General features: G+C 60.2%; 12 protein-coding genes and 1 pseudogene. 8 read left to right on the top strand and 5 right to left on the bottom strand.

Features of this window, described 5'->3' with window-relative positions; all coding sequences use genetic code 11:
* Nucleotides 1-14 precede the first annotated feature (14 nt).
* The 3 genes from AB4N84_RS20860 to AB4N84_RS20870 all read right to left on the bottom strand — a co-directional run bounded on the left by AB4N84_RS20860 (nt 15) and on the right by AB4N84_RS20870 (nt 2,552).
* The gene (locus tag AB4N84_RS20860) at nt 15-1,214 is read right to left on the bottom strand and encodes an NAD(P)/FAD-dependent oxidoreductase (RefSeq protein WP_460042952.1); all 1,200 of its coding nucleotides are present in this window, start codon (nt 1,212-1,214) and stop codon (nt 15-17) included.
* A 196-nt stretch (nt 1,215-1,410) separates the two neighbouring features.
* Entirely contained in the window at nt 1,411-1,788 is a 378-nt protein-coding gene (locus tag AB4N84_RS20865) for a response regulator transcription factor (RefSeq protein WP_074749455.1), read from the bottom strand.
* A 101-nt stretch (nt 1,789-1,889) separates the two neighbouring features.
* On the bottom strand, nt 1,890-2,552 hold the full coding sequence (locus tag AB4N84_RS20870) for a response regulator transcription factor (protein WP_460042953.1): 663 nt from the start codon (nt 2,550-2,552) through the stop codon (nt 1,890-1,892).
* Between the two features lie 266 nt (nt 2,553-2,818).
* On the opposite strand from AB4N84_RS20870, the pseudogene AB4N84_RS20875 reads away from it, so the two are divergent.
* The 8 genes and pseudogenes from AB4N84_RS20875 to AB4N84_RS20910 all read left to right on the top strand — a co-directional run.
* Nucleotides 2,819-3,169: pseudogene (locus AB4N84_RS20875) on the top strand (YbhB/YbcL family Raf kinase inhibitor-like protein); the annotation flags it as partial.
* Nucleotides 3,170-3,665: 496 nt separating this feature from the next.
* Nucleotides 3,666-4,670, top strand: coding sequence for a GlxA family transcriptional regulator (locus tag AB4N84_RS20880; protein ID WP_460042954.1), 1,005 nt, complete (start codon nt 3,666-3,668; stop codon nt 4,668-4,670).
* Nucleotides 4,671-4,803: 133 nt separating this feature from the next.
* Nucleotides 4,804-6,006, top strand: coding sequence for an NAD(P)/FAD-dependent oxidoreductase (locus AB4N84_RS20885; protein ID WP_460042955.1), 1,203 nt, complete (start codon nt 4,804-4,806; stop codon nt 6,004-6,006).
* A gap of 70 nt (nt 6,007-6,076) precedes the next feature.
* The gene (locus AB4N84_RS20890; protein WP_460042956.1) at nt 6,077-7,534 is read left to right on the top strand and encodes a mechanosensitive ion channel domain-containing protein; all 1,458 of its coding nucleotides are present in this window, start codon (nt 6,077-6,079) and stop codon (nt 7,532-7,534) included.
* 186 nt (nt 7,535-7,720) lie between these two features.
* Complete coding sequence (locus AB4N84_RS20895) at nt 7,721-8,401, top strand: nitroreductase (RefSeq protein ID WP_460042957.1); 681 nt, start codon at nt 7,721-7,723, stop codon at nt 8,399-8,401.
* 215 nt (nt 8,402-8,616) lie between these two features.
* The gene (locus AB4N84_RS20900) at nt 8,617-9,600 is read left to right on the top strand and encodes an MBL fold metallo-hydrolase (protein WP_460042958.1); all 984 of its coding nucleotides are present in this window, start codon (nt 8,617-8,619) and stop codon (nt 9,598-9,600) included.
* Between the two features lie 226 nt (nt 9,601-9,826).
* A complete protein-coding gene (locus AB4N84_RS20905; RefSeq protein WP_460042959.1) occupies nt 9,827-10,240 on the top strand; it encodes a helix-turn-helix domain-containing protein in 414 nt (137 codons plus the stop codon).
* A 198-nt stretch (nt 10,241-10,438) separates the two neighbouring features.
* Nucleotides 10,439-10,948 (top strand): hypothetical protein, encoded by a 510-nt coding sequence (locus AB4N84_RS20910; protein ID WP_460042960.1) that lies wholly within the window; start codon nt 10,439-10,441, stop codon nt 10,946-10,948.
* A gap of 96 nt (nt 10,949-11,044) precedes the next feature.
* Here the strand turns inward: AB4N84_RS20910 and AB4N84_RS20915 are convergent, their stop codons facing one another.
* Both AB4N84_RS20915 and AB4N84_RS20920 read right to left on the bottom strand, forming a co-directional pair.
* Complete coding sequence (locus AB4N84_RS20915; RefSeq protein WP_460042961.1) at nt 11,045-12,904, bottom strand: ABC transporter ATP-binding protein; 1,860 nt, start codon at nt 12,902-12,904, stop codon at nt 11,045-11,047.
* Between the two features lie 65 nt (nt 12,905-12,969).
* On the bottom strand, nt 12,970-15,606 hold the full coding sequence (locus AB4N84_RS20920) for an ATP-binding protein (protein ID WP_460042963.1): 2,637 nt from the start codon (nt 15,604-15,606) through the stop codon (nt 12,970-12,972).
* Nucleotides 15,607-15,862: the final 256 nt, after the last annotated feature.

Genomic DNA, 15,862 nt, shown 5'->3' on the forward strand with positions numbered 1-15,862 from the left:
CAGTGATCGGGCAATCAGGCAACCGGAATCGATGGGTCAGCGGCGCTCAACGCGCTCGCGCGTTCCGAGACCGGAGGGTAAATCCAGACCGAATTGATCGTGTGTTTCAGCGTCTTCGCTTCCTGCCCGACCAGCTTCACCTGACGATCCCAACCTTCGGTGTACACCGCGCCCCATTCACCGAGGTCCAGGCAGGTCACGTATTTAGGCTGGCTGTAGCCGGTGGTGGGAACACCCAGCAGGGCAGCTGCGGCGTTGTTGCCTGCATGGCGTCCGAGTGAAATGGCGTGCTGACAGGACATCGCGGCGACGTGGCCTTGATCATCGGTCGCGGCAAAGGCGACGTCGCCAGCGGCGTAGATGTCGTCTTGACCGATCACCTTCAAGTTTGCATCCACGTGGAGTCGGCCGAGCGGGTCACGTTCGCCAGGGACCTGAGCGGTCAGTGGACTGGCGCGGAAACCGACCGTCCAGATCACTGTTTTCGATGCGATGTAGCGTCCATCACTCAAGGTGACGCCGTCTGGATCAATCGCTGTCACTGATGCATTCAGGCACCACTCGATGCCTTGCGCGGCAGACGCCTCGGCGATCGAGGGGCTGATGTGCTTGCCCAGCGCTGCGCCAATTTCTGCGCCACGGTCGACGATGAGCACATTGACCTTCGCATCGTCACCCAATACGGCGCGCAGTCGTTTGGGCAGTTCAGTGGCGGTTTCGATGCCGGTGAAACCACCCCCGCACACCACGACAGTGTTACGGGCTTCGGAATCCGAGTAGCTGCCCAATGCGTTGATGTGTTTCTCAAGGCAGGTTGCTGCCTCGATTTCATCCACGTCGAAGGCATGCTCGATACCGGTAATATTGGAACGGATCAATTGGCTGCCCGTCGCCAGCACCAACTTGTCGTAACTGAGCCAGGAATGAACCCCTCGGCCTGCGGTGTACTCGACGCGTTTGCCCTGCGGGTCGATCCGGTCCGCCGTGCCTTCGACAAACCTGACGCCGGTAACGTCGAACAACTCGAGCAGGGACGCTTTCATTTCGTGCACGTTCGACTCATAAAAGCGTGGGCGGATACGCAGCTCCGCCTGAGGCGCCAATACAGTGATTTGCACATCGCTGCTGCCCTGTAAATCCAGCAACCGAGCCGCGCTCAATGCACTCCAGACACCACCGAATCCAGCGCCCACTACCAGGATGTTTCGCTTCATGTTTAACTCCGTACTTCATTGTTCAGGGGCGGAAAGTTTGTGATTGATGGCGTCACTTTAACGAGCGAAGTTCCGCGCGTCATGGCTGCATAAGTTGCAGGCTTTAGTGAATGAGTGTGACAGGTGTATACGTTGGTATAGTGGCCAATTCATTAAAAATCCGGCGGTTGCGCGTGGAAGGGAAGGGGCGATATTTTCAGGGGCGATCAAGTTTCAATGCCACCTCCAGACAGGCAATCAAATGCTCTCCATCGAACGGCTTGGACAGATAGCAACGGGCCCCCAGCTCCGCGGCGGTCAGCCGCGGCGCCTGCGCTGCGGAGGCCGTAATGAAGATGACGGGAATGGTATGGCCATCGCGGAGTAGCCGTTGGTACATGTGCAGGCCACTCATGCCGGGCATCTGGATGTCGGACACCAGGCAGTCCAGCAGGGGGATCACGTCCGACGCCAGCAACGCTTCGGCGCTCTCGTATAAATGAACGGAATAACCATAAGCGCGCAGCAAACTGCTCAGTGAAGTTCGAACAAAGTCGTCGTCATCGATAATGGCGATGGTTGAGCGGGTGACCACTGTATGCACCTTCCAATGATGAGGGTCGCGTTCGCTGACCGTCCTTACCTACACGATACCCCCTGTCGGCTTATCATTAATTATACCTGCGTATATATATTCTACTTTTCGAGACGAAGTTTCAGTGTTTCGGCCATGCGCACCAATTCCGCAAATGTTTTAGCCCGCATTTTTCGCATGACATTGGCGCGGTGGATCTTCACGGTGATTTCGCTCAGGCACACTTCGCTGGCGATTTGTTTATTCATGAGGCCGGAGGCCGCCAGTGCCATGACTTCCTGCTCCCGGGCGCTCAAGGTGCGCAAGCGATCAGTCAGTTCGTTCAAGCTCTTGTTCGCCTCGCGCTGCTCCGCGTCCTTGCGCAACGCCAGGCCCACTGCGTCCAGCAAATCCTGTTCGCGGAAGGGTTTGGCGAGAAAATCCACCGCCCCGGCCTTCATGGCTTTCACCGTCATCGCGATGTCGCCATGCCCGGTCATGAAGACAATAGGCAGCGTCTCGCGGGCTTTGACCAGTTCATTCTGAAAGTCGAGACCGCTGATCCCTTGCAACCTCACGTCCAGCACAAGGCAACTCGTGGTTTCGGGTCTTTTGAAGGTGAGAAACTCTGCCACCGACGCAAAGAGTTCAACCCGCCAACCGATCGAGCGCAGCAAACTGCTCAGGGATTCGCGTAGTAGCTGATCGTCGTCGACGATGTAGACGCAGGAGGCGTCGTTGATCATTTTGCTGGTTATCTGACTGGTCATCTGAAAAGTGCCCATGGGTCTGGTGCCGCAACTGAGGGAAGCTCCAGCAGCAAGGAGCCGGTCCAGAAAAAGAAACCACTGCCTAGCGGCCAGGACGCGCCAGGGCGCTGATCTCCGTGCTTGGAGGTGGCTAACATGGGGGTGTGAAGACCCTGGTCAAGTTTATGAGTCCGGGCGCGGCACTGATATGACATAAACCCCGGAATTTATGCCAGCGGCGGGGCGGGGCGCAGAACCACGCTAGAGCGGGCGCACACCGACGCCGCATCATCAACGCGGAAACGAAAAGCTTTGCTGTGACGGTCTACGACCCGGATGCCCTGACAGGCAGCGGCTGGTGGCATTGGACGGTGGTCAACCTTCCCTCGAGTGTCCGAAGCCTGCCGCGCGGCGTCGGTGCTCATCTGCCTGTCGGTGCTGTGCAAGGACGTACGGATTACGGTCAGCCGGGGTTTGGGGGTGTGTGTCCACCGCTCGGGGACACCCCCCACCACTATCAATTCACGGTCTGGGCATTGAAGGTTGAAAAGCTGCCGCTGGATGAGCAGGCCAGCGGTGCGCTGGTGGGGTACATGCTCAACGCGAATGTGCTCGGCAAAGCGACCATAACCCCGACTTACGCGCGCCAGTGACACGGCGAAATACCGGTCAAGCGCCCGCAGCCATCGGGTGCTTCGCGAGTACAGCAGTCTGCGCGTGCCGGTGGCCATGACGTCACCCTGCCTCGTGTGTCTATCACGCTGACGGGCAGGCCGTCCTTGAGACTGATCGTGCCGATATAAAACAACGCCCTCCGGACGTCTGCGCTGGCAGAGAAACAGGGTTTTCTGTCGTGGCGACCAGCCTCATGGTCACGCTAGCCTTTTTACGCGGCCGGACACTCGGCAATACGCCTTCCATAGCGTGATCCCCAACCTGGCGTAATCGAACAATCATGGTTCCGACGTCGATGGAAAACAGCCTGGGCCTGGGAATAGGGCTGGCGATCTGTCGCTCGATCATCGAAGCGCACGGAGGCCTGCTCTGGGCCACCGCCGACTCACTACACAAGTTCGCCAAACCCATGAATACTGAAGCGCGCGGGCTTTGTCGGCGCCATCTGTTGTGTTTTTCAAGGAGACCTCTTTCATGAACAGTTCTGCGCTGTCCGCGCCGTTCAGTCGTCCTCGCACCATGTTGTTCGTGGCGTATCCGCAAGTGGGGTTGCTGGACCTGACCGGCGCGCAAACGGTTTTCTGGGTGGCGAGCAGGGCCATGAAGGCGCTCGGTTTGCCAGGCTATCATTGCCCTACTGGCAGCATCGCGGGAGGCATCACCCCGACCGCGGAGGGGGTCGCGGTGGATACGCGGGAGCTGTCGTCGCTCATCGACGAGGAGGTGGACACGATTGTGGTGCCAGGATCGCCCGAAATTCTCACGGCGCTGGAGAACAATCCCGATGTGATTGACTGGATCGCGCGACACTCGCCCCAGGCGCGGCGGACGGCATCGGTGTGCAGCGGGGCGTTTTTACTGGCGCAGGCGGGGCTGCTGGACAGCAAGCGCGCGGCCACGCACTGGGCAATGTGCGACATGCTCAAGTCCCGCTTCCCGACGGTGGAGGTCGATCAGGACGCCATTTTCATTCAGCAGGACAGCGTCTGGACCTCCGCCGGCGTCACTGCCGGGATTGATCTGGCGCTGGCGTTGGTCGAGGAAGACTGCGGGCGGGATATCGCCATGAAAGTGGCGCGTGAGCTGGTCGTTTTCATGAAACGCCCGGGCGGTCAGTCGCAGTTCAGCGAGATGCTTCAGTCGCAGATGAGCGACGGCGATACGTTCGCCGGCTTCCATGTCTGGTTGACCGAGAACTTGCGACGCGAGGACCTGAACGTCGAGACGCTGGCGCGTCAGGCCAACATGAGCGCGCGGAATTTCAGCCGGGTCTACAAACAGAAAACCGGCCGCAGTCCGGCCAAGGCATTGGAGGTGTTTCGCCTGGAAGCAGCGCGTCGCTTGCTGGAGGACTCAGACCGCAGCATCTGCCAGATCGCTTCTGCCTGCGGGTTCGGTGACGAAGAGCGGATGCGTGTGACGTTTCAGCGCCACCTGGCAATTTCGCCTCGGGATTACCGCACCCGTTTTTCTCGCTGAGGGCCTTGAAGCGGCACTCGGCGCGCAAAATTGGGCCCGGCCAAACCGTTGGCCGGATTTCAGGGTTTTATGTCGTTTACCGGTGCTCTTCAGGCTCCTAGCATTCTGGGAAATAAGCCCGGAGCACAGAACAATGAAACAGCAAATCCTGGTAATTGGCGCTGGATTCGGCGGCGTCTGGAGTGCCTTGAGCGCCGCGCGTCAGCTTGACCTCAATGACCGTCAGGACGTCGAGATCAGCGTCTTGGCCCCACAGGCCGAATTGCGCATTCGACCCCGCTTTTATGAACCCGATGTGCATGAGATGAAGGCCGGCCTGCAGGCCTTGTTCGAGGTTGCCGGCATCAGGTTCGTGCAGGGCATGGCAGACAGAATCGAGGTGGCGGCCAAGACGGTCGAGTACGTCGATGCTCGCGGTGAGCGACAGTCGATGCCCTACGACCGACTGGTGCTGGCGACCGGCAGTCACGTCATGCGGCCGAACCTTGAGGGCGTCAGCGAGCACGCGTTCGATGTCGACACCCTCGAGGCGGCGGCTCGACTCGAGGCGCATCTGCATGCCTTGGCTGAGCAGCCGGATTCCGTCGCACGCAACACCGTCGTGGTGTGCGGCGGTGGTTTCACCGGCATCGAAACCGCAACTGAAATGCCCCAACGCATGCGTGCGCTGCTGGGGGAAAATGCAAGCGTGCGCGTCATCGTCGTCGAGCGCGGTCCGAAGATCGGGGCGGCGTTTGGCGAAGGCATCAGCCCCTCTATCGTTCAGGCCAGTGAAGCCTTGGGCCTTGAATGGTACTTGGGCGCCACGGTCGCCGCTGTCGACGCCAACGGAGTCACCCTCGATGACGGGCGCCACATCGAGGCCATGACGGTGATCTGGACAGTGGGGTTCCGTGCCAGCCCTCTGACCGCTCAGATCCCGGGCGAGCGTGACCCCTTGGGCCGGTTATACGTGGATCACAACCTCAAAGTAGTCGGGCAGCCGGATATTTACGCAGCGGGCGATACCGCCTATGCGGCGACCGATGATCTGGGCAACTTCGCCGCCATGTCGTGCCAGCATGCTATCTCGCTGGGGCGCCATGCTGGCAATAACGTCGCTGCCGAGTTGATCGGCGCGGCGACCCAACCCTACCGCCAACCCAAATATGTGACATGCCTGGATCTGGGCGAATGGGGTGCGGTGTACACCGAAGGCTGGGACCGTCAGGTCAAGCTGATCAAGGACGAGGCCAAGCAGCTCAAGCGGCAGATCAATTCCGTATGGATTTACCCACCTGTCGCCGATCGCACGGCGGCATTGGCCGCGGCGGACCCCTCGATCCCTGTCGCGTAATCACGGCTTTCAAGTGTTCGCCTGTCCCGGTTCGTCCGGGACGGGCTTTTTTCGTGAATGGCAGGGAGACGTGCCGTTGGACTTTCCGCAGATCTGCTCGCTGATTGCCGGTTTCGTATTGCTGGCGTTGGACCTGCTGGTGTGGCATCTGACGCCCTCGGTTCGCATGCTGCATCGAACGTTGGTGCGCATTTCCCTTTTTCTGCTGTTTTCCTGGTTGATCATCGCAATCGGCGTCAGTCCGTTACAGCCGTCGCCGTGGCCTGACAATGTCGCACTGAACATGCTGAGTACGGTACTCGCGGTGTTGTGGTGGTTCTTCGCCGCACGGACGCTGACCGTGGTGTTAAGCGCGATGTTCTTCAACCGGGGCGAGCACGCCGCGAGACTGTTCCAGGACATCCTCGGCGCGGGCATCTTTCTGGTTGCGATCGTCGCCGCCGCTGGCTATGTCATGCAGTTGCCGGTCAAGGGGTTGTTGGCCACGTCCGGCGGGATGGCGATCGTCGGCGGTCTGGCGTTGCGCAGCACCTTGAGCGATCTGTTCTCCGGCGTTGTGCTCAACACCACCAAACCGTATCAGGTCGATGATTACGTGAAGATCGACAGTATTGAGGGAAAGGTGGTCGACATCGACTGGCGAGCGACTCACCTCATCACCTCCCACGGCAGCATGGCGGTGATTCCGAACTCAATTGTCGCCAACGCCAAAGTGCTCAATTTCAGCCGTCCTGTTGATCTTCACGGGGTCAACATCACCTTGCAGGTCGCAGCGCATGTGCGCCCCGGCCGGGTGATCGAGGCGCTGGAGCGGGCGCTACAAGGCACACGGCATCTGCTCGCGTCCCACCCGCCCAAGGCCTCGGTGAAGGGCGCAGGCCCTGAGTTCATCGAGTACGAGGCGCGAGGCTTCATTGTATCGATAGGCCAGCGAACGGAAGTCTGCAATCACTTGTTCGATCTTGCCCATCGACATCTGGAAGCGGCGGGCATAAGCCTGGGCAACGCACCCCTTGGTCCCGCTGTTCAGGGGGCGCAGTCACAGCGCTGGAGCCGACAGAGGTTGCTGCTGGAGGACGTGAAGATCTTTCGATCCTTGAGCGAGGTTCAGCGTGACCAATTGGCTCAGGACATGCGCATGGTCGAGTGCATTCCCGGTCAGGTGGTGCTCGAGCTGGCCCAGGTGTCCGACTTCTTGATGGTCATCAGCACGGGCGTGATGTCGGCGTCCGTGCATGACGGGGAGCGACTGCTCGAAGCCGCGCGCATGGGGCCCGGTGAAGTGCTGGGCGAGGAGGGGATTTTGTCAGAGGGTCGATCACGGGCGCAGTTCCGCTGTATCACGGGGTGTGTGCTGTTCCGCATCGACCAGGTCACGTTGCGCGCTTATCTGGAACAGGGCGATGAATTCAAGGCGGCGCTCAACAAGTTGCAGTTGTTCCGTCAGGGCGTGCGGCAATCACTGTTGCTTCAAAAACCCGTGGCGATCAAAAAGGGTGGTTTCCTGCGCTGGCTTAAAAGCGCCTGACGGGTCCATGATCCCTTCTGCGCACGATTCCGACCGACGCGTTTTCAATCCCGGGATCCGGGCCTAAACTCGTTAAGCTAAACATTCTCATCTGCAGAGAAACGATCGTGCTGGCGCAGGAGAGTGGCGTGTGATTGCGCGCGCCCGTGTCCTGTCCCATGGATGTTCAACGAGCAGCGCACACAGATGGCCGAGACTTTTTCCATCGATCAATTGATACGGGACCGACGCTCCAAGCGAGGTTATCTCGACAAACCCGTCGCGCCTGAAACCCTCAGGGACATTCTTGAGGTCGCGCGGTTTGCACCAAGTTCCAGCAACAGCCAGCCGTGGCGTTGCATCGTGATGACTGGCCGTACGTTGGGACGTGTGACCGAGCGCGCGGTGCAGCGGTATCGTATTGCCCCGGAAAGCCTGACCCCTGAATACCCTTTTTTTCCGGCTGAGCTGCATGAGCCCTACGCACAACGCGTCTATTTATTTCGGGATCAGTTGGGCGAAGCGCAGGGGTGTCCTCGCACGGAGAAAGCGTTACGGATGCTCAACATCGAGCGCCAATACCGATTCTTCGATGCGCCAGTCGGTCTCATATTCATCATGGATCGCAAGCTCGAGCGCGCGAATTTCATCTGTTATGGCTGTTTTCTGCAGAACATCATGCTGGCGGCCAAAGCGCGCGGACTGGACACGTGTCCTCAGCAAATATGGTCGCTGCAGCATGCGATCCTGCGCGAGGAACTGGAGATCCCGGCGCAGGACATGGTGGTGGCGGGCATGGCATTGGGGTGGGCCGATTCCGAACGGCTGGAAAATCATATCGAGACGCCACGAAGCCCGCTGAGTGAGATGGCCACGTTCTACGACTGACCCCGAGCGCTTCGGGTTCGCGATCGTGTTCAGCGGCGCTCGCGTCCACCCTTACGGGTGATTTACATCCCTCAATGAGGATGAAAAATATATACCCAAGTGTGGTTCCGGGCCTGAGAGGCGGCGGCGCAGACTTTCCCCCTGAGCGATTCATCGCTCGCGCGGTAACCCAGCCGCGCGCCTGAATGTCTGAGCCGAGCCTAAGGAGAACCACCATGACAACCTACCTCAATCATCCCGCCCCACGGGCATCGTCGTTTCTGCAGGACAGTGGGCAGTCGTCGTCGACGCCGGGCGGGCATCAACCCATTGGCGCCGCCGGGTTTGAAGAGCTCGTTCCGTCGCGCTATGCGCTGCGTGTCGGCGACATCGACGTGATGGTGGTCAGCGACGGTGTTCTGCCGCTGCCGACCGAGACCATGTCCACCAACGTCGACCCGGTCGTGCGCGCCGCCTGGTTCAAGGACATGTTTCTGGGGCCTGATGCCTTCGACTGGGCACTGAATGTACTGGTCGTGCGCAGCGGCGAGCAGGTCATTCTGGTCGATGCGGGGCTGGGCGGACAATTCCCCGGATTCCCGCGCGCAGGTCAGTTCCCCAATCGTTTGAAAGCGGCGGGTATCGAGCTGTCTGCCGTGACTGACGTGATCATTACCCATATGCACATGGACCATATTGGCGGGCTGCTGGTCGAGGAGGTGAAAGCCCGGTTGCGTCCGGACATCCGTATCCACGTGGCGGCGAGCGAAGTCGCGTTCTGGAAAGCCCCTGACTTTTCGCAGACGTCCATGCCTGAGCCTGTCCCTGATGTTTTGCGCACGACTGCCAATCAGTTCATGAGTGAATACGGCAGCAAGGTGCGCACCTTCGAGGACGAATATGAAGTTGCGCCCGGCGTAGTTGCCAAGGTTACAGGGGGCCATACACCAGGGCATTGTGTGGTTTATGTGAACTCCTGCGGCGAACGGCTGACATTCGCTGGCGACGCGCTGTTCCCGGTGGCCTTCGAGCACCCCGACTGGCAGAACGGGTTCGAACATGATCCCGAGGAGTCGGTCCGGGTGCGCGTTCGGTTGCTGCAAGAAGCCGCGGCCAGTGGGGAGCTGTTCGTCGCGACCCACCTGCCGTTTCCGTCGGTGGGTCGAATCGCCGTCGACGGCGACGCCTTTCGGTGGGTGGCGGGGTTCTGGGATTACTGATGACCTGACTGAGGGTCGAGCAACGCGAAGCCCTTCGTTGCGCTGCAGCGAGGGGTGTTTTGCTGACCGCAAAGGTGTCGCGAGACGATTGTCGGCGCGCCGTGGATCGGTGAAGAAGTTTGGATGAAGCCTGGAAGACAAATCGATGCAATCGGAAAATGCCGCTGACTGGAAGCGTTCCAGAGAGCGATTAGCCCCATGGAGAGTCAAGAAGGCGCAGGTGCTCATGTCTCAACTGATGGTAGAGCGAGGGACGGTCGAAAAAGTCGCGAAAGCGTGTGCCTTGTCCAGAAGCCACTTTTCTCGGGCGTTTAAAAATTCTACCGGGCTTTCGCCGCATGACTGGCTCCGGCGGGAAAAACTGTCGAAAGCCGAACAACTGTTAAAGGATCGACGCCTGACGATTAATCAGATTGCCCTTGAGTGCGGGTTCGCGGATCAGTCGTATTTCACGCGCTTGTTCAGACGAGTGAAAGGCGTGAGCCCTCGGCGTTGGCAAGTCCAGCATGAAGGCAATGGCGTAACGGCCAAGTGTGATCTGTCATCCGCGGGACGTTTTAAGTTTCGCGCTGATGAAACAATTATTCAGTGTGAAGTTGATGTTTTTAACGTGGGTTGCAAACGTCCACTCTGTAAGTAACGCCCCAAGCGGACAATTAACCCTGAATAAGTGCCATGAGAGGTTTCGCGCTTGACGGCATTATAAGGATTTCCAACTATTGGCACTCTTCATGGACATCGTCACGATGAACCTTATCGTTCTGTTCACTGCAACGGCGGTTGGCGCACTGTCATGACCAGACAAAACCAAGACGTTTATTCAAACAGGGAATGAACAATGAATACCCTTTCTGGTGTCACTATCCATCACTCGATCATCCCCTCTAATCGAGACATCGATGCAAGAATCACTGTTCAGCCTGCTTTGACGGCGGCCGAGGTGAGCAGCAGTATCCAGCCTCGCGACGCCGTCAAAGTCAATCTCTCTGTTGAGGGGTTGAAGGCCTTTGCGTCCGCGCAGAGCGACAGCAAAAAACCGGCGAATACTGAGGCCAAGGAAATCGCGAAAATTCGCGAGCACATTAAAGAGTTGCAACAAGCCCTTCAGGAGCAGCAGGCGCAACTGCAGTCAATCCAGTCATCTAAAAACGTATCCGACGATGAAAAGACTCAACGTATTGAAGCCATCAACCAACAACTTGCCAGTCTCAACGCTTCACTCGCCAGTGCGACCGCGCAGTTGATGGAAGCCCTCAAAGGTAAGCCGAAAACTGCGGGCGCGGAGGGTGTTCAGCCTTTGCCGTTTGTGCGACATGGGGGGCCGGCTTCCGGGTCGGACTCTTTCTGATCCAGCGATGCAGGTGTCGGCGGTCGCGTTACTGTTCGTCAATTAATGACGGCGAAGCCTGGGCGATCAGCGTTGATCGCCCAATGCCGACAACCCTCAAGCCTGCTCGCTCGCCTCGACCACCCCCTGATCCTCACCCAGAAACCCGCCACTCTGGTGCTGCCACAGCCGTGCATAGACGCCGTTTTTCGCGAGCAATTCAGTGTGCGTGCCTTGCTCGATGATACGGCCGTCATCCATGACGATGAGTCGGTCCATGGCGGCTATCGTGGACAGCCGGTGGGCGATGGCGATCACGGTTTTGCCTTCCATCATTTCATCCAGGCTTTCCTGAATGGCGACTTCGACTTCTGAGTCCAGCGCGCTGGTCGCCTCGTCCAGCAGCAGGATGGGAGCGTTCTTGAGCATCACCCGCGCAATCGCGACCCGTTGACGCTGACCGCCCGAAAGCTTGATACCGCGCTCGCCCACCAGGGTGTCGTACCCGGTGTGTCCCTGCTTGTCGCTGAGCTGGCGGATGAAACCGTCGGCCTGGGCGTTGGCTGCGGCGCTGTGAATCTGAGCGTCGGTCGCGTCGGGTCGGCCGTAGGCGATGTTGTCGCGAATGGAGCGGTGGAGCAGGGAGGTGTCCTGAGTGACCATGCCGATGGCGCTGCGCAGGCTGTCCTGGGTGACGTGCGCGATGTTCTGCCCGTCGATGCGGATCTCGCCGCTGTCCACGTCGTAGAAGCGCAGCAGCAGGTTGATGAGCGTGGATTTGCCCGCGCCGGAGCGGCCGACCAGGCCGATCTTTTCACCCGGCTGGATGCTCAGGCTCAACCCGTCGAGCACTTGCCGCTCCCCACCGTAATTGAAGCTCACCTTGTCGAAGGTCACGGCGCCGCCGGAGGTCACCAGCACGCTTGCGTGCGGCGCATCCTGAACCTTGGGGCCGCGGGTCAGGGTCGCCATCCCATCCTGTACCGTGCCGATGTTTTCGAACAGGGACGTCATTTGCCACATGATCCAGTGAGACATGCCGTTGATGCGCAACGCCATCGCGGTAATCGCGGCGACGGCGCCCGCGCCGACTTCGTCTTGATGCCACAACCACAGCGCGTAGCCGCCGGCTGCCAGAATCAATCCGACCACCAGCGCCTGGTTGACGATCTCGAACTGGCTCACGAGGCGCATCTGCCGGAAGCCGGTCTGCTTGAAGTCCTCCATGGCCGCGCGTGCGAAGTGCGCTTCACGTTTGGAATGGGAGAACAGTTTGACGGTGGTGATGTTGGTGTAGGCGTCCGAGATCCGTCCGGTCATCGACGACCGCGCATTGGCCTGTTCCTGCCCGACCTTCCCCAGGCGCGGCACGAAGTACCACATGGCCAGCCCGAACAATACGATCCAGGCTATGAACGGGAGCATCAGTTTCAGCGCGAAGCCACCGGCCAGTGCGATGATCGCGATGAAATACACGCCGATCCCGGGCGCGATTTCGATAAGGGTGAACAGTACTTCGCGCACGGACAGTGCGGTCTGCATCACCTTAGTGGTGACCCGGCCTGAGAATTCATCGGAAAAGAACGACAGACTCTGGCGCAGCATCAGGCGATGGAAGTCCCAGCGCAGACGCAACGGCAGGTTGATCGCCAAAATCTGGTGCTGGACCATCGTGCGCAACGCCACCAGCCCGATACTGGTCAACAACACAATGCCGATGCCCCACAACACGTGACGCTCCTGATCGGTCACCGCGCCGCCGGTCTTCCAGGTCGAGAGCAAGTCCACCACCTGGCCCAGGAAGGAAAACAGCCAGGCTTCGTAGATCGACACCCCGGCGCTGAGCAACGCGAACGCGAGGATATAGCCCCGGGCGCCACGCGTGCAGGCCCACAGGAACCGCGCCAGCCCGTCGGGAGGTGGCGGGACTTCGTCGGGAGGGAAGGGGTCGAGCCAACGCTCAAATGCACGCAGCATGGTGGTCTCCGAAAGGATCAAATGAAGAAGAGTTTGCCATCGAACGGCGGCCAGGGCTAAGGCGGCTAGCGTTCAGGGTCGTCAGCATCGGGGGTTGAGGACTGTTTTGCCGCGACAGCGCTCATCACCTCCATCAATTGCGCTTGAGAGAATGGCTTGGCCAGGCGAGGGATTTGCGCAGGGAGCCCGGTGACCATTTCTGCGTACCCCGAGACCAGGATCAGCGGCAGGTCCGGCCAGCGCTCGCAGACCAGGGCCGCCAGCTGGGCCCCCGTCATGTGGGGCATGGCGTGATCGGAGATCACCATGTTGAATCGTTGCCGCTCCAGCCAGCTCAGCGCTTCGTGCGCGGAACGTACGGCCTGCACGCGATGCCCCATGTCCCTGAGCATCTCCACGGTGCTGAGCAGCACCAGCTCATCGTCGTCCACCGCCAGAATGTCCCACGCGGCAGGGTGAGCCAGGTCGCGCACCGGTTGTTGCGAGCCTGTGTCCAGCGCCTGTGCGGGTGCTGTCGTGGCCGGCAACCACAGCGCGGCGGTCGTTCCGATACCCGGGCTGCTGCACAAACGCAAGGCGCCGCCTGATTGCTGAACCAGCCCGTGCACCATGGACAAGCCCAAGCCAGTGCCTTGCCCGATGCCCTTGGTGGTGAAGAACGGTTCAGTCGCGCGCTTGAGCGTCTCATCGTCCATTCCCCGACCGGTGTCGATGACGCAAAGGCACCCGTATTCTCCGGGGTTGAGCTGTGCGTCCGCTGCCAGCACGGTCCGCAGGCTTGCTTCGATTCTGATCTGCCCTTGGCCGTCCATGGCGTCGCGCGCATTGACAGCCAGATTCAGCAGCGCCGCTTCCAGCTGGTTGGGGTCGGTCAATACCCAGACCGCGGCGGACGCGGGGGTTATCTGCAGCTCGATGGTGGGCCCGAGTGAACGTTGCAGCAGTTCGCTCATGCCCGTGATCAATTCACCGAGTTCGACAGCCTCAGCGCGCAGTTCTTGCCGGCGGGCGAAGGCCAGCATACGAGCGATCAGCGTGGCGCCTCGCTCTGCGCCGGTGCGCGCGTTATCGACCAGTTGCAGCAGGTGCGGGGTCGGTGGCATTCGCCGACGCAACAGCTCAAGGCTGCCAATGACCGCCATCAGCAGGTTGTTGAAGTCATGGGCAATGCCGCCTGTGAGACTGCCTAACGCCTCCATCTTCTGCGATTGATGCAAGGCTTGCTCGGTGCGACGAATGTTGGCTTCGCTCTGGCGCAAGGCCTCGGTGCGCTCGAGCACCCGGGCCTCAAGGTCGAGGCGAAAGCGCTCTTCGCTGTCGCGGCGTCTGGACTCGGCGCGCACCCGTTCGATATGCGCCCAGGACCGCTCGGCCACTTCGGCCAGCAGCGACAGTTCGCGCGGGGCCCACTGGCGGGGAACCCGGTCATGAATCGCCATCAGTGCCGTGAGCCGACCGTCCTTCACCAACGGCATGCAGACCGTGGCCGCCAGCCCGATGCTCAGAAACGCCTGAGCCTCGGCGGGCTCCAGCTCGCCGGCGTTGTCGTTCAGGATCAGTGGCAGGCCCGAATGCAGGTTGCGCATTGCCAGTTTGCCGAAGTCAGCCAGACGGTAATGCCCGACAATGCTGGTCGAGCCGGGCGCATGCCAGTCGCCGCGGATGGTGAAACTGTCCTCATCCGACTCCATGTCGGCATAGGCACAGACGGCGATCTGCAGGTGTTCGCCCAACATCCGCGTGGTGGTGGCCATGATGACGTCGGCGTCGTTGCTGCGGGCGGTTTCCTTCCCCAGCGCATCCAGAAAATGCAGCCGCCGCTCATTGGCCCGCAGTGCTTCTTCCGCTTCCCTGCGCCCGGTAACGTCTGTGGCGGTGCCGAACCATTCGATGATTTCGCCGTGCTCGTCAAACAGTGGAACGGCGCGGGACAGCACCCAGCCCAACGTTCCATCGGTCCGTATGACCGGGTGCTCGAGGGTAAACGTGCTTTTAGTGCGGATCGCTTCTTTGATCGCCAGATTGACCTCAGGCTGGTGTTGCGGCGGGACGTAGGTGTCCAGCCAACTGAGGTCGGAAGGGATGCCGTCTTCAAGGAAACCTTTACCGTCGAGTTGACGCAGGTTGCGCCAGTCGGGTGATACCCGATACACGACGTCAGCCGTTGCGTTGACCAGCGCGCGGAAGCGCTGTTCGCTTTGCTGAAGGTTGCGGCGTGCCAGGATCCTCGATGTGGTCTCCACGACAATGGCAATCACACCGGCAGGCGTGCCACTTTCGTCATAAACGGGGGAATAATCCAGGTCCATCCAGACCTGCTCCGCGTGCCCATGGCGATACAGCGTCAGCTCTTGGTCTTTGTAGGCCAGGGTCTGGCCAGACAGGCCGATGCGCATGACCTGGTCATTGAAGTCGGCGACTTCCGCCCAGCCTTTTCGGACTTCAGAACCCAACAGGCGGGGATGGCGCTCCCCGGCAAAAACGGAATAGGCGTCGTTGTAGATCATGATGCCCTTGGCGCCCCACAGCAGCACGATGGGCACCGGGGATGCGAGCAGCATCGACGTCACCGTTTTAAGACTCTGCGGCCACAGCGCAGGGGCGCCCAAACCACTTGAGGACCAGTCGTGGTGACGAATCAGCTCGCCAAGTTTACTCGGAGGCAGGAACGACAGACTGTCTGTCGCGGGCGGCTGGATCATAGAGACTCAAGTCCATCAGAGGCAGGGTGGATTGCTATGCGAGTCGGTTGCAAAGCGATAGTTCCGACAGGGTATCAGCGCCCGGCGCAAGAGAGTCATCACACCCATGGCGTCGGTGCGGATGGCGGGCTCCCGCACTTCTGGATCAACCCTATTTCTTGAGTCGAGGTCGCCATTGCCCCTCCACGGACGCCGGATTTTCTGATGCGCCTGCAGGGTAGGTGTCAGGTCTGTGGTGCCGTGTTTTCGTCCAGCC

The sequence above is a fragment of the Pseudomonas sp. S2_H01 genome (genome assembly GCF_054668305.1).

Bases quoted from the DNA above. Each gene is read 5' to 3' on its own strand.
- AB4N84_RS20860 (WP_460042952.1), bottom strand. From the start codon at position 1,214: ATGAAGCGAAACATCCTGGTAGTGGGCGCTGGATTCGGTGGTGTCTGG.
- AB4N84_RS20870 (WP_460042953.1), bottom strand. From the start codon at position 2,552: ATGGGCACTTTTCAGATGACCAGTCAGATAACCAGCAAAATGATCAAC.
- AB4N84_RS20880 (WP_460042954.1), top strand. From the start codon at position 3,666: ATGAACAGTTCTGCGCTGTCCGCGCCGTTCAGTCGTCCTCGCACCATG.
- AB4N84_RS20885 (WP_460042955.1), top strand. From the start codon at position 4,804: ATGAAACAGCAAATCCTGGTAATTGGCGCTGGATTCGGCGGCGTCTGG.
- AB4N84_RS20895 (WP_460042957.1), top strand. From the start codon at position 7,721: ATGGCCGAGACTTTTTCCATCGATCAATTGATACGGGACCGACGCTCC.
- AB4N84_RS20900 (WP_460042958.1), top strand. From the start codon at position 8,617: ATGACAACCTACCTCAATCATCCCGCCCCACGGGCATCGTCGTTTCTG.
- AB4N84_RS20905 (WP_460042959.1), top strand. From the start codon at position 9,827: ATGTCTCAACTGATGGTAGAGCGAGGGACGGTCGAAAAAGTCGCGAAA.
- AB4N84_RS20910 (WP_460042960.1), top strand. From the start codon at position 10,439: ATGAATACCCTTTCTGGTGTCACTATCCATCACTCGATCATCCCCTCT.
- AB4N84_RS20915 (WP_460042961.1), bottom strand. From the start codon at position 12,904: ATGCTGCGTGCATTTGAGCGTTGGCTCGACCCCTTCCCTCCCGACGAA.
- AB4N84_RS20920 (WP_460042963.1), bottom strand. From the start codon at position 15,606: ATGATCCAGCCGCCCGCGACAGACAGTCTGTCGTTCCTGCCTCCGAGT.